This window comes from Pseudoalteromonas sp. SG43-8 (assembly GCF_014164245.1).
Taxonomy (GTDB): domain Bacteria; phylum Pseudomonadota; class Gammaproteobacteria; order Enterobacterales; family Alteromonadaceae; genus Pseudoalteromonas; species Pseudoalteromonas distincta.
This window is the reverse complement of sequence record NZ_JACJEX010000023.1, coordinates 1-19,249: the sequence shown is the minus strand read 5'-3', so window position 1 is coordinate 19,249 and position 19,249 is coordinate 1. Positions and strand designations below refer to the sequence as shown.

Here is a 19,249-nt window from a genome sequence, read left to right as displayed (position 1 = left end):
ACTAAATAGTTAGCCATTTATGAAACATTAAATGGCTATTTTTTTAATTAAATTATGATCAATACCACGGGTAAATAATGAAAATAATTATACTCGGTGCCGGGCAAGTTGGTGCTACGCTTGCTGAAAACTTAGTTGGCGAACAAAACGAAATTACCGTTGTTGATATAGACGGTAACCGATTACGTGAACTTCAAGATAAGTACGACTTACAAGGGGTTATGGGCCACAGCGCGCATCCTGATGTATTACGCCGTGCAGGTGCTGAAGATGCCGATATGATTATTGCGGTAACCAGTTCAGATGAAGTGAACATGGTTGCATGCCAAGTGGCGTACAGTATTTTTAAAACGCCCACTAAAATTGCCCGCATTCGCTCAGAGCAATATTTAAAATACCGCGAAAAACTATTTCAAAACGATGATTTACCAATCGATCATTACATTGCTCCCGAAGCACTGGTCACTAAGTATATTCGCCGTTTAATTGACTACCCTGGTGCTCTGCAAGTATTGCAGTTTGCTGATGGCATGCTCTCGTTAGTAGCCGTAAAAGCTTACTATGGCGGTTTACTTGTAGGTTATGCGTTATCTGCACTTAAAGAACACATCCCTAATGTAGAGACTCGTGTTGCCGCTATTTATCGTCAAGGTAAAGCAATAAAACCATTGGGTACCACTGTTATTGAAGCCGATGACGAAGTATTCTTTATTGCCGCTACAAAACATATACGCGCAGTAATGAACGAGCTACAAAAACTTGAACGTTCTTACAAAAAAATTATGATAGCTGGTGGCGGTAACATTGGGGCAGGCCTTGCCCGCTCTCTTGAAAAAAACCACACCGTTAAATTAATTGAACGCAGTAAAGAACGTGCCGAGCAACTCTCAGAAATGCTCGATAATACGGTTGTTTTTTGTGGTGACGCGTCTGATCAAGAACTGCTCTCAGAAGAGCATATTGAACAAGTAGATGTGTTTATTGCCGTAACCAATGACGATGAAGCAAACATTATGTCAGCCATGCTTGCAAAACGTATGGGCGCACAAAAAACCATGGTACTTATCCAACGTGGTGCTTACGTTGATTTGGTACAAGGCGGCGAAATAGATATTGCCATATCCCCACAACAAGCAACTATATCAGCGTTATTAACGCACGTACGCCGTGGTGATATTGTTAACGTGTATTCACTGCGTAAAGGCGCAGCAGAAGCCATTGAAGCGGTTGCTCATGGTGATGAAAACACATCTAAAGTGGTTGGTCGTGCGATTGCCGACATAAAACTTCCTGCGGGTACAACTATTGGCGCAATAGTACGTAATGACGATGTGCTGATAGCTCATGATGATACAATTATTATGTCGGGCGATCATGTCATCATGTTTTTAATCGACAAAAAACACATTACCGTTGTAGAAAAACTATTCCAAGTAAGTGCTATATTCCTTTAACTAGTTACGCTAATTAGTTAATTTAAAATACAAAAAAGCCGCTGACTAAGGCGGCTTTAGTGGAGTATCTTCGAATATTGATTACTGTACTTTTGAAAACTCTTCTTTAGAGATTTCACCATTTTCATCAGTATCTAAATCATCAAAAATCTTTACAAGTTGAGGGTTAACCTTCGCTTCTTCCATTGTAATCGCACCGTCGCCATCTGCATCAAAAGAGGCAAAGTCCACTGCTGCGTATGCTGCTGATGAAGATGCTAAAACGATAACTGCAAGTGTTGTATTGAATGTTTTCATAATAATATTCCTAGTAATATGGGAAGTCCTTTTCAAAGATCCCTGACTGTGAAAAATGTTTAATTAGTAATTAGCGAACTCTTCTTTAGAAAGCTCGCCGCTACCATCTGTGTCTAGCTCAATAAATTCAGCCATTAAATCGGTATCGACTGCCGCTTCGCTTGGGCTAATTGTGCCGCTACCATCGATATCAAGGCTGTCAAAATCTGATGCTGCAAATGCAGCTGAAGAAGATGCTAGTACTATAAGTGCTAATGCTTTATTTAAATGTTTCATAACTTAATCCTTCAATGTTCTATCAAAAAAATTGCTTCGTTTAACTTAAAACGTAATTTTTCACTTCCTTGTTATCCTCTTTCGTAAGCTCCCTTGCCTACTTAGGTTGTCTTTGGCAACTCAGGATAAATACTTTTTAATTAAGCTTCTGAAAATTCTTCTTTTGATAACTCACCATTTTGGTCGGTATCAAGCTCAGAAAACATGCTCATTAATTTTGCGTCTACTGATGCTTCTGCTTGGCTAATTGTGCCACTGCCGTCTACATCAAGTGTGTCAAAATCTGTTGCTGCAAAAGCGGCTGAAGAAGATGCAATAGCGATAAGTGCTAAAGTTTTATTAATGCTTTTCATAATATGTATCCTTCAAATTTATGTGTGTGCGATTAAGTATTTCACTTTGAATCACGATTTCGTTCAGTACACCCTGACTATTACAACTTAAATGCCAACATTGAAAAGCCATTAACTTTCAATAAGTTAAAAATAAAACGTACAATAAGTAGGAATTTTCAGAGTCATTACTGTTGCCTTTTCGCAACACGCTTTAAAGGTGAAAAACTAAAGTCATTAAAAACAAATAGTTATGTTTATGTAAAAAGATACATTTTAAAATGTAGAGCTATAAAAGGAGGGATTTTAAAAAATAATTAAGGTTAATTTTAACGAAGTAGCTATAACAACAAAAAAAAAGCCATAACAAAAAACACGTAACACATTGTTTTATTTTAATAATATTTTTAATTATATAAAAACAAAAAAACACTTTATAAATACTCACTTAAAACGTCATTTTGTTGCAAATAAGCGAAAAACGATTTAGTCAACGGTGGGCTCAAGCGCAGATGGGTCTATAAAATGCTCTTTCATAAAGGTTTTCATTTCATCCTCGCTTGCTAGTAGCTTAATTCCGCAGTGCACACCTGCAGCATGCTCTTTAACACTGCAAATTTCACCTTCAAAATCTTTATCACTACTATTGAGGACGACAGTGCATTGCATATCTTTTATACCTTCAGCTTGCTGATCGCCTCTAATATCAAACATTACACCAGTGAGTGAAATGTCCTTAATAAGGCCTTCAAGCACTCTATCGTCACTTAGTTTTAGCTTTGCAGGTAATAAGGTAGGTATGCGTGTTTGCGAGCGTAGCGCAAATAGCTGCACTTGCTTAGGAAAATTAATAAAGACGAGTTTAGCAGGATGCGAGGCTACTGACATAATTTGCTGGCGAAACGCAATAACTTGCCCACCACTGCCTTCAATCAGTGCTCTTACAACAACCATTACGCCATCACGTAAATAGTCACTCGCCGCAGGTAAACGCTTAGCATTGGGATAATTTAAAATAATAAACTGCTTATCGAGTAAACCAACTAATTCAGTTTTAACACGCTTACTGCTTGTAGGTGTTAATATTTCTAGGTCGACTAAGCTGCCTACACTTATATGCTTTAGCTTTTCTAAATTTGTTGGCATATCCCTTTCCCAATAGTTCGTAATTTAAAACTTAAGCCGCTCGTTTATCCACGCCAAAAAGTAGGCGTAAATAACACTAATAAAGTAAATATTTCTAAACGACCAAACACCATTGCAATAGTAAGCAACCATTTAGCACCATCGGTTATAGCACCATAATGCGACGCTACATCTCCTAAACCAGGCCCTAAGTTATTTAAACAAGCCGCAGTGGCTGAGAACGCAGTTATGTTATCCATACCCGTGCCCATAAGCGCTAACATAATAATAATAAATACCAGCGCATAAGCAGAGAAAAAGCCCCACACAGCTTCTACTACTTTATCTGGCAACGCCTTACGACCCAGCTTGATTGAATATATAGCACGAGGATGCACTAAACGATTGAGCTCACGCACGCCCTGCAAGTAAAGTAAAAATACGCGAACTACTTTCATGCCACCACCGGTAGAGCCTGCACAGCCACCAATAAAGCTCGAAAATATAAGTAAAATAGGTAAAAACAACGGCCATGTTGAAAAGTTATCCGTAGCAAAGCCTGCTGTTGTACTCATTGAAACAGCTTGAAATAACGCTTGATCGAGGGTTTCATCGCCATTAGCAAATATTTCGTTGGATGAAAGTACAGTAAAACAAATAACCACCAGCGCTAATTGAATACACAAAAACACCTTAAACTCAGGGTCTCGAATATAAACTTGTATGTTACGACTAGCTACTGCGGCGTAATGTAGGGAGAAGTTAACAGCGGCAATAATTAAAAAGAACACACAAATAAAGTTAATTACAGGGCTGTCAAAGTGACCCATGGAAGCATCGTAAGTAGAAAAGCCACCAATAGCGACCGTTGAGAATGCATGACATATAGCATCAAACCACTCCATTCCTGCCGCCCAATAAGCCAGCATACAAGTAATAGTCAACGACACATAAATATACCAAAGGTGCTTTGCAGTATCGGCAATTCGCGGGGTCATTTTAGAATCTTTTACAGGCCCTGGTATTTCAGCGCGGTACAACTGCATACCACCAACACCTAGCATTGGGAGTATAGCAACAGCGAGTACGATTATCCCCATACCGCCAAACCACTGGAGTTGCTGGCGATAAAACAATACTGATTTGGGCAAGTACTCAATACCGGTAAGTACAGTAGCACCGGTGGTTGTTAAGCCAGAGAATGCTTCAAACACCGCATCGGCGAGCGATAGATTAGGTTCTTGTAAAAATATAAGCGGCAAGGAGGCAAACGCCCCAAGTACCAACCAAAACAAAACAACAATTAAGAAGCCTTCACGTGCTTTTAAATCACCGTTTTCATGGCGGTTTGGGTAATAAGCCATCATGCCAATAACAACACTAAAGATAAATGCTAAAACAAAGGGAACACCACCACCGTCTTTGTATATTAAAGACACCAGTGCCGGAGGCACCATGGTAATACTAAACAGCGCAACAAGTTGGCCAAGAATTTTTATGATGGTACGAAATTGCATTTAGCTTGTCGCTTTTATTATTAGTAAATTCAGGCTGAGTAGTATCAACCAAATTAAATAGGGTCAGTATGCATTACATGCAATTTGTGTAGGTTATTACTCTTTAATAGTTAACTCAACTGCGCCGTGACTTAAATCAAAAATATCTTTGATTGCTTGCTTAGCTTCACGGCTATCGATTGTAATCACCCATTCAATATTAGCAGTAAATTGCTTATCAATATTAAGCACTTGATACTTTGTTTTTAATAACTGTTCAATTGCGCCTTGCATGCTGTACTCACTACTCCCGGTAATTTCAATACTGGGAACTTTAAGCACCGTTTGCAATTTTACTAGTGCATTATTTAATGAGCCACCATAAGCACGTACCAGTCCGCCGGTGCCTAATTTTATACCACCAAAGTAACGTGTCACCACGGCAGTGATTTCGCCAAGGCCCGAACCCACCAGCACATTTAGCATAGGTTTTCCTGCAGTGCCATTAGGTTCACCATCATCCGAAAAACCATAAACATGGCTGCCACCGGGGTTGCCTGCCACATGTGCCCAGCAGTTATGACGGGCATCGCTATACTTTTCTTCAATGCTTTTAATAAATGTTTTTGCTGAATTTAAATCGGGGGTGTGTGCAATGTGGACTATAAACGTACTTTTTTTAATTTCTTCTTGATGAAAAACGTCAGCAGCAGGATATTTATATTCAGACATATTAAAAGCTCAATTAAAAATGGGGCCTAAAGGCCCCGTTCATATGCATATCTTAACGTTTATTCGCTAACTCGTCTTTATAGAAATTAATCGAGTTCTAAATTACGCGTCATATTCTCTAGGCTATCTTCGTGAACAATAATGTTATCTTCGATACGAATGCCGCCAAATGGTTTAAATGACTCAACCTTTTCCCAGTTAATAAACTGCTTATTATCGGTTTGCGCTAAATCACCAAGCAGTGAATCAATAAAGTATAAACCAGGCTCAATAGTAAACACTTGGTTTTTTTCGATCAGGCGAGTACAACGCAAGAACGGATGCCCTTCAGGCGATGGTTGATGTGTGCCCTTTTCGTCACTCATAAAGCCGCCCATATCATGCACTTGTAAACCTAGGTGATGTCCTAGTCCATGCGGGAAGAAAGTAGAGGTAATTTTACGCTCAACAATTTCCTCAGCGGGTAAGTTAACAATTTTAAAGTCACTAAGTATTTGTGCGATACGGTTGTGACATTCAACGTGTAAATCACCATAAAGCATACCCGGCTTTAAACCTTTACCTAACTCGATTTGTTGAACTGTCATCGCTTGCACAAGCTCAGCAAACTCACCCTGCTTTTTAAAATCATACGTACGAGTAATATCAGCTGCGTAACCATTAAAGTTTGCACCGGCATCAATTAAAAATGAGTTGTGAGTATGTGGCACTTTTGGATCAAAGTGCGTGTAATGCAAAATAGCGCAGTTTTCGTTAAGTGCAACAATGTTGCCATACGGCATTTCATTTTCGCTTTGACGTGTCGCCATTAAGTACGCTTGCTGAATGTCGAACTCGCTACCACCATTAAAGAATGTATCGCGTGCAGCTTTATGCCCATCTACTGCAATGCGGTTAGCGTTGCGTAAACATTCAAGTTCGTACTGCGTTTTATAAGCGCGGTGGTAATGAAAATAGTTAAGTACAGGCTCAGGGTTCATAATACTAAAACCAAGAGCTTGCGCTACTTCAATGCATTCACCCATGTAAGCATATTTAGCTTTATCGTATGGTAATAACTTTTCTACTTGATCAGGCTGAAGTAGTAGCTCTATATCAAAGTACTCAGCCCAAAAGTCGCGAGGCTCGTCTGGTACTTTATGCCAAAAATCTACTGGACGATAAAATATTAGCTTTGGTTTGTCGCTACCATTTACCACAATCCAGCAATGAGGGTTATCAATAACCGGTAACCATGCTTTAAACTGTGGATTAACTTTAAATGGATAATACATATCATCTAAAAACTGGCGCTTAGCTTGGCCTGAATGAATTACTAATCCTTCTAACCCTTCGCTATTACAAATTGTACGAGTACGCTGTTGCAGTGTTGCAATATGTTCGGCGTATAAAACGGCTAATTTATCCATTGTTAATCCATCTGTTAAATTTAACTTGCTATGAGTCTATCACTTATACCAATTGCATTAAATTAATGATCTATTATAGCGATAAGAAAATAGCTTAATAACAAGGCTAAAATTATGATACATAGTTGTTCTATATAAATAATTTTTAACGCAGTTATTGAATTATTTAATACGCTAGAATGATCATGTTTTTAATAAAATTGGTATTACCCTCAGCGCTCAAAAAAGGGGATATCTAAACGCATTAGATATCCCCCTACTTTAAACTTATGTTTACTAACCGCCCATTTTCATTTCGAGTAGCGGCGCTAATACATTACCTTCTCGGCCCATTCTTGTATGGTAAACCTGCCTGTACGCAAATACATTTTTTACGTAATCGCGGGTTTCGCGATACGGAATAAGCTCTACCCATAACTCAGCCGGAATAGCGTCATCAGGTAACCAACGCTTTATACGGTGATAACCCGCATTATAAGAAGCCGTAGCCAGTACTTCATTGCCATGGTTTTTCTTTTTTAAGTACTGTAAGTAACTCGTACCTAACCTAATATTTGTTTTAGGTTGATATAAACGACTACTTGTCACACTGCCTTTATTTACATACTCAGCAGTACTAGGTAATAACTGCATTAAACCACGCGCATTAGCATGCGAGCGTGCATCTGGCGCAAAAGAGCTTTCGCGCCTTGCAATAGCAATACTCCAAGCAACATCTATCTTGCTACGTTTACTGTAGCGCTCAAAAACATCTTGAAACGCAAACGGAAAACGTTGCTCTACGTTATCCCATGCTTTAATTTTTGCTAAAGTAAAAATAGTACTGTCGTGCCAACCTAAATCGGTAGATAGTTGTGATGCTGCCAGCTTTTCTTCATCGCTGGAGGTATCCGTTAGGTAATTCCATTCACGGCGTGCCGACGTAAAGCGCTCAATATCATAAAGTGCTTTTGCACGCTTAAAGCCTGGTGCATTACTCACTTTATCTACAAGTACCTTATCGACTGCTAAAGGCTGATTATTTAAATCAACGGGCAACCCCAAACGTGCTGCGGCTAAAAAGCCGTAATAATCACGATTAGCCGCTACTTTCTTCCAAATGTCGTCTGCTTTTTGTTGCTCGCCACGTTGTGCATAGCTATAAGCTAACCAATATTGCTGACCAAGGCTTAAATTTTCTTTACCTGTAAAGAATGCAGCAATCCCTTCCCAATCTTGGGTTTTGAGCATATTGCCCAGTTGCCACTGAATAAGCTTGCTGTCTAGTCGCTCTTTTGGCACTTTATTTAGCCAAAAGCTCGCTTGTTTATGCCCGCTAGAGGCAAGTGACAATGCAAAGGTGTAATACACATCCGCTTTTTCTTCATCGCTGTACTTAAATATTTTTTCTAGCTTTTCCCATGCTTTTAAAGCAAGCTCTTTGTCGCGCCAAACCAAACGCTTAACACCATAAATAGCTATTTGCCCTTCTTTAGCCGACTTGTTTTTATATCTATATAATCCAGCGGCTGCGCTTGGATCTTTTCGCACTTTTAAATATAAGTCAGCTAAGTAACGCTCCTTGCTTGGTAATAAAGTTTTTAAGTAAGGTAATAAGCTTTGCGTTCCGCCTTGTGCAGCAAGTGTTACACGCTTCCAAACCGTTTCTTCTTTCATGTAGCCTTTTTTACGCCACTTAGAAAATAAACTATCACAACCATTAGGTTGCGATTTACCTACAGCCCATAAGTCGGTCACCTGATTTAGAATTGCCTTTTCGGGCGCACCTAAATCAAGCTGAAAATCTAAATAAGTACAAGTAAGCTCCGTATTAGACGTTTCACGATAGTTGCGGATATACGCCGCCTTTTCGTTGTTATCTTTTAAATACTCTAACCACGCTTTACGGACCGGCCACTCAAGCGGCGTATGCTGGTATATATTTAAATATTCTTCTATTTCTGCCTGATGTTTAATGCTCGGATGGCGTTGCCAATACGTTTTTTCAACATAAGGTTTTAACGGATGATTTAAGTTACTAACCGCTTGTTTAAAGTCTTGGTAACTGCCGTACCTTACTTTTTTTTCGGCATCTAAAAATGCATCGTTATCGTTACTTGCCTCGGCAGAATGAAGAGGAAAAATGAATGCAGCTGCCGCAACACTTAGTAAATATTTTTTCATAATGTCCTTTAATAAAAATTAAAGTTGTGAATTAAAACTTTTCAACCACCTTAGCACCAAACCAGCTATATTTTAACCAGTCGATTGTAACCGAGTTAAATTTTTCGTTGCATTTTTAATTTAAAGCAAGCACACTGATTGAAATGCAAACTCATCGTACCAGTCTTAGTTCGTCAACTAGGGAGAATAATAATGTTATATAAAAGCGATTCCTTTGAAGTTAGCTTCCTAAAGGAAAACATCGCCGAGTTTAAGTTTTGTGTTGCAGGTTCTGTAAACACACTATCTCAAAAAACTCTTTCAGATTGCGCAGCAGCATTAAAAGAATTAGCCGCCAATACTGATATCAAAGGCATGATTTTTACCAGTGATAAAGACCACTTTATTATTGGTGCCGATATCTTCGAATTTTTACCTACATTTACTAAACCTGAAGAAGAATTAGTAGTGTGGATCAAAAACGCAACCGACGTTTTTGATGCAATTGAAGATTTACCATTCCCAACTCTAAGCGCTATAAACGGTATGGCACTTGGCGGTGGTTGTGAGTGGGCACTTGCTACCGATTATCGTGTGGCAAGCGAAACAGCTAAAATGGGCCTACCAGAAGTTAAACTTGGCATAATGCCAGGGTTTGGTGGCACAGTGCGCTTACCACGTATCATTGGCGCCGATAACGCGATGATGTGGATTACCTCAGGCGCAGAAAACCGCGCAGCAGATGCCCTTAAAGTAGGTGCGTTTGACGCGGTAGTTAGTGCTGACAAACTTCTAGAGTCAAGTGTATCAACACTTGAACTGGCGATTGCTGGCAAGCTAGATTGGCAAGCAAAACGCAACGTAAAACTTCAGCCACTTAAATTAAACCGTGTTGAGCAAGGCATGAGCTTTGCTATGGCAGAAGGTATGGTAATGGGTAAAACCAAAGGCCACTATCCTGCACCGGTTATGGCTGTACGTACTATTAAAGCAGCGGCAAACTGTACTCGCGATGAAGCAATGGCAATCGAAAATGCCAACTTTGCTAAATTAGCACGTACACCAGAAGCAGCTGCACAGACAGGTATATTCCTAGCTGATCAATACATTAAAGGTAAAGCACGTAAATTTGCTAAGCACAGCGATGTAGAAATTAAACAAGCCGCTGTATTAGGTGCTGGTATTATGGGTGGCGGTATTGCATACCAGTCTGCTTATAAAGGCACGCCTATTATAATGAAAGACATCCAACAAGATGCGCTTGATTTAGGTATGGGTGAAGCATCTAAGTTATTAGGTGCAAAAGTTAAGCGTGGTCACATGCCAATGGAAAAAATGTTGGCAACACTTAGCAAAATTAAGCCAACACTTAACGAGTCAGACCTACAAAGTGCCAACATCATTGTTGAAGCCGTTGTAGAAAACCCTAAAGTTAAGCAAGCAGTACTCGCTGATCTTGAAAAGAACATGCCAGAAGGCACTGTACTTACTTCAAATACATCGACTATTTGTATCGACTTGCTTGCAGAAGCGCTAGATAAGCCAGAAAATTTCTGTGGTATGCACTTTTTCAATCCAGTGCCAAAAATGCCATTAGTAGAAATTATCCGTGGTGCAAAAACCTCAGATAAAACAATTAATGCAGTAGTCGATTACGCGCTTAAATTAGGTAAATCGCCAATTGTTGTTAACGATTGCCCAGGCTTTTTTGTAAACCGTGTTTTATTCCCTTACTTTGCAGGTTTTAGCAAATTAGTGGTTGAAGGCGCTAACTTTGCAAAAGTAGATAAAGTAATGGAAAACGTATTTGGCTGGCCTATGGGTCCGGCTTACCTACTTGATGTTGTAGGTATTGATACAGCGTTCCATTGTACTGGCGTAATGGCTGACGGTTTCCCTGAGCGTATGGCTCGTGCTGATAAAGACCCTGTGACTATTTTTGCCAACGAAAAACGTTTTGGACAAAAGAACAAAGCCGGTTTTTACAAATACGAAACAGATCGTCGCGGTCGTCTTAAAAAGTCTCATGACGAGACAGCAATTGAGCTACTAAGCCCAATCACAGACGCACCAAAAGAATTTGATAAACAAGAAATCATCGACCGTTGTATGATTCCAATGATTAACGAAGTGCTACTGTGTTTGCAAGAAGGCATTATTGCCTCGCCGCAAGAAGCAGATATGGCATTAGTTTACGGTGTTGGTTTCCCTCCATTTAGAGGCGGCGCGTTCCGTTACTTAGATCAAACTGGTTTAGCTAACTTTGTTGCAGCAGCAGACAAATACGCTCACCTAGGTGCGATTTACCAAGTATCTGAACAAACTCGCAAGTGGGCCGAAGAAGGTCGTGTTTTCTATAAGGTGGAAGGTTAATATCATGAATAATCCAGTAATTGTAGATTGTATCCGCACACCAATGGGTCGCTCTAAAAGTGGTGTATTCAAACATAAACGTGCAGAAGACTTAAGCGCACATTTAATGAAAGGCTTACTAGATCGCAACCCTGCAGTTGATCCTGCATCAATTGACGATATTTATTGGGGTTGTGTACAGCAAACATTAGAGCAAGGCTTTAACGTAGCACGTAACGCATCATTGCTTGCCGGTATTCCGCACAGCGTTCCTGCTGTTACGGTTAACCGTTTATGTGGCTCTTCTATGCAAGCATTGCATGACGCAGCACGCGCAATAATGACAGGCGCTGGCGACACTTACCTAATTGGTGGTGTTGAGCACATGGGTCACGTACCTATGACTCACGGCAACGACTTTCACCCAGGCTTAGCAACATCAATTGCACAAGCGTCTGGCTCTATGGGCTTAACAGCAGAATACCTTGCAACGCTTCATGGCATTAGCCGTGAGCAACAAGATGAATTTGCTTACCGTTCACATCAACGTGCACAAGCTGCAACTGTTGAAGGCCGTTTTCGTCGCGAAATTTTAGCAATGGAAGGCCACGCAGCAGATGGTTCGCTTATCTTAGTTGAAGACGACGAAGTAATTCGCCCAGAAACAACAGTAGAAGGTCTATCAAAGCTTCGCCCTGTATTTAATCCTGCATCGGGTACGGTAACAGCCGGTACTTCTTCAGCACTTTCTGACGGCGCATCTGCAATGTTAGTAATGAGCGAAGAAAAAGCAAAAGAACTTGGTTTACCAATTCGTGCACGTATTAAAGCAATGGCAGTCGCTGGTTGCGATCCATCAATTATGGGTTACGGCCCAGTACCAGCAAGTAAAAAAGCACTTGCACAAGCCGGTATTACAATTGATGACTTAGGTGTAGTAGAACTTAACGAAGCCTTTGCAGCTCAATCATTACCTGTAATGAAAGATTTAGGGTTAATGGATGTAGTTGACGAAAAAGTGAATTTAAATGGCGGCGCAATCGCACTTGGTCACCCACTGGGTTGTTCGGGTTCGCGTATTAGCACATCGCTTATTCACTTAATGGAAGACAAAAATGTACGATACGGTTTAGCAACTATGTGTATTGGTTTAGGCCAAGGCATTGCAACTGTATTTGAACGTGTTCAAGACTAATTAGTTTAAACATGTAAAACCATCTTGGTGATTAAAAAGGCGAACTGATTTTATTCAGTTCGCCTTTTTTATTAGCTTCATTTATAAAAACGTCCCTTTATCAAACAAGTATGTAACAGCGTAATTATGTGATCGGGCGTATTATTAAATAAAGCATTTTGAAACTGCTAAAAGCATTAAGTAAAATAGTTAAATTACACATAAAATTGCGTTAAACTGCCAAACTTATTAATTGCTATACCTAAGCACTCGCGTACACAGCAATCACTTTAATTAAACAGGCCAATTTATTATGAGCTTTGATAATCCCGATCACCAATTAGATGCCATAGGCCTTCGCTGCCCAGAGCCAGTAATGATGGTACGTGCTGCTATTCGTAAAATGAACGATGGTGAAACGTTATTAATAACTGCTGATGACCCATCAACCACTCGCGACATTCCGAGCTTTTGTACGTTTATGGATCACACGCTGGTGGCTAAAGATGCAGAAGCAGCACCGTATAGATATGTGGTGAAGAAAGGAGTTCATAATAATTAACGTGAAAATATCACTTTAAGCTTTTTCATTCCCCTCCTTTAGTGTATATATAGAGTAATTTCAAAGAATATTTGTGTTTATTATATGCTTGTTTATTTTAATGTTGACAATTTTAGATCCATATCAGAAACGATTGAGCTAAATTTAAAAGCAGCCCCAAGGCTAAGACGGTTAAAGTCTCATGTACGTACGCCTATTGATGGTAATAAAAGCTTAAGAGTTTTAAAAGGAAGTGTTTTATACGGAGCAAATGCGAGCGGGAAATCCAATATTATAAAGGCAATTGCATATGCAAAAAGGCTTATCTCTGGTGATATTGAGTTAGATTATTGTGACCGTACGCGTAGTTCATACTTTCTTTTATCTCCGTTAGAAAAAAAAGACAGAAGTTTTACTTTTGAGTTTACTGTTGGTGATTGTTACTTTGCCTATTTTCTGAAAACAGATAATAAAATTGTATTGGAAGAAGAGCTAGCTTTAATTCACCCGAACTCAGAACATCAAGTTTTTTATCGTAAATTTGATGGTGATTCTTACTCATATAGCTCTGATCTTATTACAAAAAAGCATACAGATTTAAGCGATATAGATATCAAAAATGCTCAAACTGAGTTTAATTTTTTGTCTAAATATACCCCAAAAAATAAACCATTCCTTTCAGAAGTATCTGAAAAAGTATTCGAAAATCTTAAAGATAGTGAAGTAGAAAATAATCCACTAAGATACTTTTTTATACGCTTAACACAAGCTTTCTATTTTTTTAAATTTTCATTAGTTACTATATTTCCTGAGACAAAATATTCAGGCTCTTTGCCAGAGCTTAGATCAGGTAGAGCACAATACCTTAATTTAATCTCAAAATTTGATACTGGAATTTCATCTTTAATTGAAGTAAATGTGCCATTAAGTGACTTTTCATCAAGTGATTTAGAACGTATAGAAAAGAAAATAAAAAAACCTGGTCAGCTGTACCCTTTCAATTTTAATGATATTGAGCATTTAGCTGAAATTGATAGTCTAAGTAACTCTCTTAAAATAACTAAACTAGCAAGTATTCATAAGAATAGTAGTAAAAGTGTTCAGTTTGATATCATTGATGAATCAGACGGAACGAGGAGATTATTAGATCTCATTCCTGCACTAGAAAATAATTCCGAAAATGGAACTGACAAAGGTTATAGCCAAACCTTCATTATTGATGAATTTGATAGAAGTCTGCATCCCATTATTTCGTATAGATTCTTAGAGTCTTTCTTAGAAAAAGATAATAATGATCAAATTATTGCTACAACCCATGAGGCAGAATTATTAAATAATGAGCTATTACGAAGGGATGAAGTTTGGTTTACTCAAAAAGAAACTGATGGTTCCACTAAGCTATATAGTCTAAATGATTATACAACTCGTCATGATAAAGATATTCATAAGGCTTATTTAGATGGTGCTTTTGGAGGTATACCAAATATTGTAAGGAAGTTTAAATAATGAGTTCAAGGAAGAAAAGCGGCAGTAGATACAGAAAAAAAATAGATATTCTCTATTTCTTAGTCTCTTATGAAGGCGGTGAAGACGAAAGAAAATACTTTGAGAGTATGAAAAATGCTATAAGCAGACGGTTTGAAAATTTAGTTTACTTCACACCAGTAGAAAAGACAGATGTGCACCATAGTACACCACAGCATGTTTTAAATGATTTAGAAAATAAAGCGGCTCAACTTAACTATAAACTCAAAGATGGTAACGTCCATGGTTTCATAGCTTTTGATGTTGATCATTATTTCTCAGAAAAACATCAAAAAAAACGAAAGCGACAATTAAGGAAGCTAAGCAAAAAAGCGTCAACTTAATCATAAGCAACCCTGCTTTTGATATATGGCCACTTCTCCATTTTGAAGATGTTGCAAATATAGAAGAAGATACCCTAAGTCAATTACTCGCAAATGAAAAACAATTCCTTAAAAAGCGAATGAGGAAAGTTTTAATTAATAATAACTCTGAAATATCTGCCTTAATAGCTAATACAACTATAGCGATCCAAAATAGTAAAAGGCTAAACTTCGACCTAACAGATCCCCCTAAACATTTAGGCACTTCAATGTCATTATTAATTGAATTAATCCAACCATATTTAGTAACAAGCTGAATAACTCAGCTTGCTAAAAATCACTTCTTCGTTATCGTCACTTGTGGCTTGTCGTAGTCACTGTAATCAATACTTACTATGTACGTGCCTTTTATTGCTGGTGTGAAACTAAAGTAGTTATAAATAGTATTACAGTCTGCGATAGCTGGCTGGCCGAGTGTTAGCTTTTGTCCTGCTGGTTGTGCGTCGCTGTAGCCACAGTTGTAGCCTTCACTAAAATCGGCATCGGCTATTTTAAATTCGTACACTTTACCTGGGGTCGAAAATTTAACTTGCGCTTGATAAAGCGCAGGGCCAACTGGCGCAAACTGATACTGAGGTTCTGCATCCCACAATGTAAAGTCGCCACGTAAGTAAATTGTGCGGTCAAGCTCTTGCTGTGGCAATACATCGTTAATCGAAATTTGGCTTGTACAGGCAGTAAGTAAACCAGCAATTGCTAAAGTTAAAATTCGTTTCATAGAAATCATCAATGGGTATCCTTTGCATACAGTGAAAACTAAAAAGCCAGCAAAACGCTGGCTTTTAAAATTGCTAATCGGTGTTATTTTTGTAAAACAGAAATATCTGCAATACCTAAAAACAATCCGCTTAGCTGGCTTAATAGCGCAAGACGATTTTGCTTAACAGCTTCATCGTCGGCCATAACCATTACGTTGTCAAAAAAGTTATCAACACTTTCACGAATACCCGCCAATTGGCTTAATGCTTCTTGGTAGTTTCCATCTGCGTAAAGTGGTGCAAGGTCAGTGGCAAATTTTGCTACTTGTGATGCCAATACTTTTTCGGCGTCGTCGCTTAATAAGCTCTCATCAACACTACCTTGGCTGGTAATATCGTTTTTAGCCAGAATGTTACCTACACGCTTATTAGCTGCTGCAAGCGCTTCTGCTGCGTCTAATGTACGGAAGTGGCTTACGGCTTTAACACGGCGGTCAAAATCAACAGGTTTAGTCGGACGACGTGCAAGCACTGCTTGAATTACGTCTACTTCAATACCTTCGTCTTGATACCAAGCACGGAAGCGCCCTAGCATAAACTCAAATACGTCAGTTGATACATTTAAGTTAGTTAACTTGTCGCCAAACAATGTTTGCGATTTAGCTACTAGGTCTAAAATATCAAGTGGTAGTTCTTTTTCTACCATGATGCGCAGTGCACCAATAGCAGCACGACGAAGAGCAAATGGGTCTTTGTCACCTTTAGGTGCTTGGCCTATACCAAAAATACCCACCAGCGTGTCAAACTTATCAGCAATCGCTACTGCGCAGCTAATTAAGTTTGTTGGTAAGTTATCCCCTGCAAAGCGTGGCATGTACTGCTCGTTTTGCGCTACGGCTACATCTTCGGCTTCACCATCGTGGCGAGCGTAATGCATTCCCATTACACCTTGCACGTCGGTAAATTCCATAACCATTTCAGTCATTAGGTCAGTTTTACTTAATAAGCCTGCACGCTGTGCTAGGTCTTTATCAGCACCTAATTGCTCAGCAATATAACCTGCAAGTTCACTAATGCGCTCAGACTTATCTTTAAGCGTACCAAGTTGCTTTTGGAACAATACGCTATCAAGCGACTCTAATCGGCTTTCTAGGGTTTTCTTTTTATCTGTTTCAAAGAAGAACTGTGCATCGGCTAAACGCGGGCGCACTACTTTTTCGTTACCAGAAATAACCACACTTGGATCTTTACTTTCGATGTTAGATACAAACAAAAACTTATTTAAAAGTTTGCCGTTTTGATCTAATAACGGGAAATATTTTTGATCGTCTTTCATGGTGTAAATTAACGCTTCGGCTGGTACATCTAAAAATGCTTCTTCAAATGTTGCCGTTAAAGTAACTGGCCACTCTACAAGTGATGTTACTTCTTCCAGTAAATCTTCATCCATTGCAACAACAGCGTTAACTGCGCTTGCAGCCTCTTCTATTTGTGCTCGAATTTGCGCTTTACGTTGCTCGTAATCAGCAATAACGTAAGCAGATTTAAGTACGTCAAAAACGTCATCTGCATGGTTAATGCTAATTTTTTCTGGGTGATGAAAACGATGACCCTGAAGCTGGTTAGTTATTTGCTTACCAAGAATTTCGCCTTCAAGTAGCTCATCACCAAATAAAATAGTGACTGTATGCACAGGGCGAATAAATTGTGTTTTATTCGCGCCCCAACGCATTGGTTTAGGGATTGGTAATTTACTTAATGCTTTTGTGATTGCATCTGTCATTAGGGTTTTAGTTTCTTGCCCTGCTACTTTAGCAATGTGCAATAACCAAGCGCCTTTATCGGTTTCAAGTGTTTGTGCGTCTTTTACTTCAATACCGCAACCACGTGCCCAACCCATTGCTGCTTTTGTTGGGTTACCTTCGCTGTCAAACGCTGCCTTTGTTGCTGGGCCACGCTTTTCAACTTCTTTGTCTTGTTGCTTAGCTTCAAGCGCTTTTACTTGTAAACCCAAACGACGAGGCGACGCATACCAGCTTACGCCTTGGTGTGCTAATTCTAATGTTTCTAGCTCTTGAGTTAAGTTTGCAGCAAAGGCTTTTGCTAATTTACGCAATGCTTTTGGTGGTAACTCTTCAGTGCCAATTTCTACTAATAAATTTTGTGCTGACATTTTACTTATCCTTACACAGCGGGAAACCAAGCGCTTCACGTTTGTCATAGTAACTTTGTGCACACGCTTTTGATAACGCACGAACGCGTAAAATATAACGCTGACGTTCGGTTACCGAAATTGCGTGGCGTGCGTCTAGTAAGTTAAATGCGTGAGATGCTTTCATTACTTGCTCGTATGCAGGTAGTGGTAAGTTAGCTTCAATTAACTTTTGGCTTTCTGCTTCACACTTATCAAACTGTGCAAATAAGTCTTCTACGTTTGCATGTTCAAAATTATAAGTAGATTGCTCTACTTCATTTTGATGGAACACGTCGCCGTAGGTTACGCGCCCTAGTGGACCGTCTGCCCATACTAGGTCGTAAATGCTATCTACGCCTTGAATGTACATTGCTAAACGCTCTAGGCCGTAAGTAATCTCACCCGTTACAGGTGAACACTCAATACCGCCAACTTGTTGGAAGTAGGTAAACTGCGTTACTTCCATGCCGTTTAACCAAATTTCCCAACCCAAGCCCCATGCGCCTAGCGTAGGTGATTCCCAGTTATCTTCTACAAAGCGAACTTCGTGAGTAAGGGTATCGATACCCATTGCCGCTAATGAGCCTAAGTAAAGCTCTTGGATGTTATCTGGCGATGGCTTTAAAACTACTTGGAATTGGTAGTAATGTTGTAGGCGATTTGGGTTTTCACCATAGCGGCCATCCGTAGGACGACGACACGGCTGAACGTACGCGCTCGACATTGGCTCTGGACCAATAGACTTTAAAAATGTTTGTGGGTGAAATGTCCCGGCGCCCACTTCCATATCAAGTGGTTGAATAATGACACAGCCTTGCTGCGCCCAATAATCCTGTAAAGCCAGGATCAAACCTTGAAAGGTTTTTACGTCATATTTTTGCATATTTGGCTTTTTACTATCTAAGAAGTAGCGTGAAAATTACCCTTAGTATACCGTGTGTACACTCAGGTTTTAAGCAGTTTGTGTAATTGAAAAAATAAAAAAGGAGCCATTAGGCTAATGCCAGTCAGTTAAGCTGACTGGCATCTTTCTTTTTATGAGGATACTTAGATGGTTTTGGCTTAACCCATCGGGGATATCTTCTATCCTCTCGTCTAGCTGGAAGCTTAAATAAGAGCA

At 39.4% G+C, this 19,249-nt stretch carries 18 protein-coding genes; 7 read left to right on the top strand and 11 right to left on the bottom strand.

Features of this window, described 5'->3' with window-relative positions; translation table 11 throughout:
- Window positions 1-77: 77 nt before the first annotated feature.
- Entirely contained in the window at window positions 78-1,454 is a 1,377-nt protein-coding gene (trkA, locus tag H5122_RS19565; RefSeq protein WP_004335170.1) for a Trk system potassium transporter TrkA, read from the top strand.
- 81 nt (window positions 1,455-1,535) lie between these two features.
- Here trkA and H5122_RS19560 read toward each other — a convergent pair whose 3' ends face one another.
- The 8 genes from H5122_RS19560 to H5122_RS19525 form a co-directional block, all read right to left on the bottom strand.
- On the bottom strand, window positions 1,536-1,751 hold the full coding sequence (locus tag H5122_RS19560; protein ID WP_182683000.1) for a calmodulin: 216 nt from the start codon (window positions 1,749-1,751) through the stop codon (window positions 1,536-1,538).
- Between the two features lie 63 nt (window positions 1,752-1,814).
- Window positions 1,815-2,027 carry a calmodulin gene (locus tag H5122_RS19555; protein ID WP_004335174.1) on the bottom strand — a complete coding sequence of 71 codons (213 nt, stop codon included), beginning with the start codon at window positions 2,025-2,027 and terminating at the stop codon, window positions 1,815-1,817.
- A gap of 140 nt (window positions 2,028-2,167) precedes the next feature.
- Window positions 2,168-2,380: an EF-hand domain-containing protein gene (locus H5122_RS19550; RefSeq protein WP_004335175.1), complete on the bottom strand. Its 213-nt coding sequence runs from the start codon at window positions 2,378-2,380 to the stop codon at window positions 2,168-2,170.
- Window positions 2,381-2,845: 465 nt separating this feature from the next.
- Window positions 2,846-3,505: a flagellar brake protein gene (locus H5122_RS19545; RefSeq protein WP_149601907.1), complete on the bottom strand. Its 660-nt coding sequence runs from the start codon at window positions 3,503-3,505 to the stop codon at window positions 2,846-2,848.
- 44 nt (window positions 3,506-3,549) lie between these two features.
- Window positions 3,550-5,001 carry a TrkH family potassium uptake protein gene (locus H5122_RS19540; protein ID WP_004335179.1) on the bottom strand — a complete coding sequence of 484 codons (1,452 nt, stop codon included), beginning with the start codon at window positions 4,999-5,001 and terminating at the stop codon, window positions 3,550-3,552.
- A 96-nt stretch (window positions 5,002-5,097) separates the two neighbouring features.
- Window positions 5,098-5,712 (bottom strand): YigZ family protein, encoded by a 615-nt coding sequence (locus H5122_RS19535; RefSeq protein WP_182682999.1) that lies wholly within the window; start codon window positions 5,710-5,712, stop codon window positions 5,098-5,100.
- Window positions 5,713-5,798: 86 nt separating this feature from the next.
- Window positions 5,799-7,121 (bottom strand): Xaa-Pro dipeptidase, encoded by a 1,323-nt coding sequence (gene pepQ, locus H5122_RS19530; protein WP_182682998.1) that lies wholly within the window; start codon window positions 7,119-7,121, stop codon window positions 5,799-5,801.
- 276 nt (window positions 7,122-7,397) lie between these two features.
- The gene (locus H5122_RS19525) at window positions 7,398-9,284 is read right to left on the bottom strand and encodes a transglycosylase SLT domain-containing protein (protein WP_182682997.1); all 1,887 of its coding nucleotides are present in this window, start codon (window positions 9,282-9,284) and stop codon (window positions 7,398-7,400) included.
- 192 nt (window positions 9,285-9,476) lie between these two features.
- On the opposite strand from H5122_RS19525, the gene fadB reads away from it, so the two are divergent.
- The 6 genes from fadB (at window position 9,477) to H5122_RS20340 (ending at window position 15,494) form a co-directional block, all read left to right on the top strand.
- Complete coding sequence (gene fadB, locus H5122_RS19520) at window positions 9,477-11,636, top strand: fatty acid oxidation complex subunit alpha FadB (RefSeq protein WP_182682996.1); 2,160 nt, start codon at window positions 9,477-9,479, stop codon at window positions 11,634-11,636.
- Between the two features lie 4 nt (window positions 11,637-11,640).
- Entirely contained in the window at window positions 11,641-12,810 is a 1,170-nt protein-coding gene (fadA, locus tag H5122_RS19515) for an acetyl-CoA C-acyltransferase FadA (RefSeq protein ID WP_004335189.1), read from the top strand.
- Between the two features lie 292 nt (window positions 12,811-13,102).
- Window positions 13,103-13,351: a sulfurtransferase TusA gene (gene tusA, locus H5122_RS19510; protein ID WP_182682995.1), complete on the top strand. Its 249-nt coding sequence runs from the start codon at window positions 13,103-13,105 to the stop codon at window positions 13,349-13,351.
- 84 nt (window positions 13,352-13,435) lie between these two features.
- Window positions 13,436-14,836, top strand: coding sequence for an ATP/GTP-binding protein (locus H5122_RS19505; protein WP_182682994.1), 1,401 nt, complete (start codon window positions 13,436-13,438; stop codon window positions 14,834-14,836).
- On the top strand, window positions 14,836-15,198 hold the full coding sequence (locus tag H5122_RS19500) for an RloB domain-containing protein (protein ID WP_182682993.1): 363 nt from the start codon (window positions 14,836-14,838) through the stop codon (window positions 15,196-15,198). Before H5122_RS19505 ends, H5122_RS19500 begins: the two co-directional genes overlap by 1 nt.
- On the top strand, window positions 15,165-15,494 hold the full coding sequence (locus H5122_RS20340) for an RloB domain-containing protein (protein ID WP_182683006.1): 330 nt from the start codon (window positions 15,165-15,167) through the stop codon (window positions 15,492-15,494). The genes H5122_RS19500 and H5122_RS20340 overlap by 34 nt, the downstream gene beginning before the upstream one ends.
- Before the next feature lie 20 nt (window positions 15,495-15,514).
- On the opposite strand, the gene H5122_RS19490 is transcribed toward H5122_RS20340, so the two are convergent.
- From H5122_RS19490 to glyQ, 3 genes are all read right to left on the bottom strand, one after another.
- Window positions 15,515-15,964, bottom strand: a complete 450-nt coding sequence (locus H5122_RS19490) for a hypothetical protein (protein ID WP_004335197.1) — start codon at window positions 15,962-15,964, stop codon at window positions 15,515-15,517.
- Window positions 15,965-16,038: 74 nt separating this feature from the next.
- Window positions 16,039-18,108, bottom strand: coding sequence for a glycine--tRNA ligase subunit beta (gene glyS, locus H5122_RS19485; protein ID WP_182682992.1), 2,070 nt, complete (start codon window positions 18,106-18,108; stop codon window positions 16,039-16,041).
- Between the two features lies 1 nt (window position 18,109).
- Window positions 18,110-19,012 carry a glycine--tRNA ligase subunit alpha gene (glyQ, locus tag H5122_RS19480; protein WP_007377648.1) on the bottom strand — a complete coding sequence of 301 codons (903 nt, stop codon included), beginning with the start codon at window positions 19,010-19,012 and terminating at the stop codon, window positions 18,110-18,112.
- Window positions 19,013-19,249: the final 237 nt, after the last annotated feature.

What these genes read in the sequence shown, in the direction of transcription:
- H5122_RS19490 (WP_004335197.1), bottom strand. Translation starts at nt 15,964, where the DNA reads ATGATTTCTATGAAACGAATTTTAACTTTAGCAATTGCTGGTTTACTT.
- H5122_RS19535 (WP_182682999.1), bottom strand. Translation starts at nt 5,712, where the DNA reads ATGTCTGAATATAAATATCCTGCTGCTGACGTTTTTCATCAAGAAGAA.
- H5122_RS19500 (WP_182682993.1), top strand. Translation starts at nt 14,836, where the DNA reads ATGAGTTCAAGGAAGAAAAGCGGCAGTAGATACAGAAAAAAAATAGAT.
- glyS (WP_182682992.1), bottom strand. Translation starts at nt 18,108, where the DNA reads ATGTCAGCACAAAATTTATTAGTAGAAATTGGCACTGAAGAGTTACCA.
- H5122_RS19555 (WP_004335174.1), bottom strand. Translation starts at nt 2,027, where the DNA reads ATGAAACATTTAAATAAAGCATTAGCACTTATAGTACTAGCATCTTCT.
- H5122_RS19525 (WP_182682997.1), bottom strand. Translation starts at nt 9,284, where the DNA reads ATGAAAAAATATTTACTAAGTGTTGCGGCAGCTGCATTCATTTTTCCT.
- glyQ (WP_007377648.1), bottom strand. Translation starts at nt 19,012, where the DNA reads ATGCAAAAATATGACGTAAAAACCTTTCAAGGTTTGATCCTGGCTTTA.
- trkA (WP_004335170.1), top strand. Translation starts at nt 78, where the DNA reads ATGAAAATAATTATACTCGGTGCCGGGCAAGTTGGTGCTACGCTTGCT.
- H5122_RS19560 (WP_182683000.1), bottom strand. Translation starts at nt 1,751, where the DNA reads ATGAAAACATTCAATACAACACTTGCAGTTATCGTTTTAGCATCTTCA.
- fadA (WP_004335189.1), top strand. Translation starts at nt 11,641, where the DNA reads ATGAATAATCCAGTAATTGTAGATTGTATCCGCACACCAATGGGTCGC.
- fadB (WP_182682996.1), top strand. Translation starts at nt 9,477, where the DNA reads ATGTTATATAAAAGCGATTCCTTTGAAGTTAGCTTCCTAAAGGAAAAC.
- pepQ (WP_182682998.1), bottom strand. Translation starts at nt 7,121, where the DNA reads ATGGATAAATTAGCCGTTTTATACGCCGAACATATTGCAACACTGCAA.
- H5122_RS19545 (WP_149601907.1), bottom strand. Translation starts at nt 3,505, where the DNA reads ATGCCAACAAATTTAGAAAAGCTAAAGCATATAAGTGTAGGCAGCTTA.
- H5122_RS19540 (WP_004335179.1), bottom strand. Translation starts at nt 5,001, where the DNA reads ATGCAATTTCGTACCATCATAAAAATTCTTGGCCAACTTGTTGCGCTG.
- H5122_RS19505 (WP_182682994.1), top strand. Translation starts at nt 13,436, where the DNA reads ATGCTTGTTTATTTTAATGTTGACAATTTTAGATCCATATCAGAAACG.
- H5122_RS19550 (WP_004335175.1), bottom strand. Translation starts at nt 2,380, where the DNA reads ATGAAAAGCATTAATAAAACTTTAGCACTTATCGCTATTGCATCTTCT.
- tusA (WP_182682995.1), top strand. Translation starts at nt 13,103, where the DNA reads ATGAGCTTTGATAATCCCGATCACCAATTAGATGCCATAGGCCTTCGC.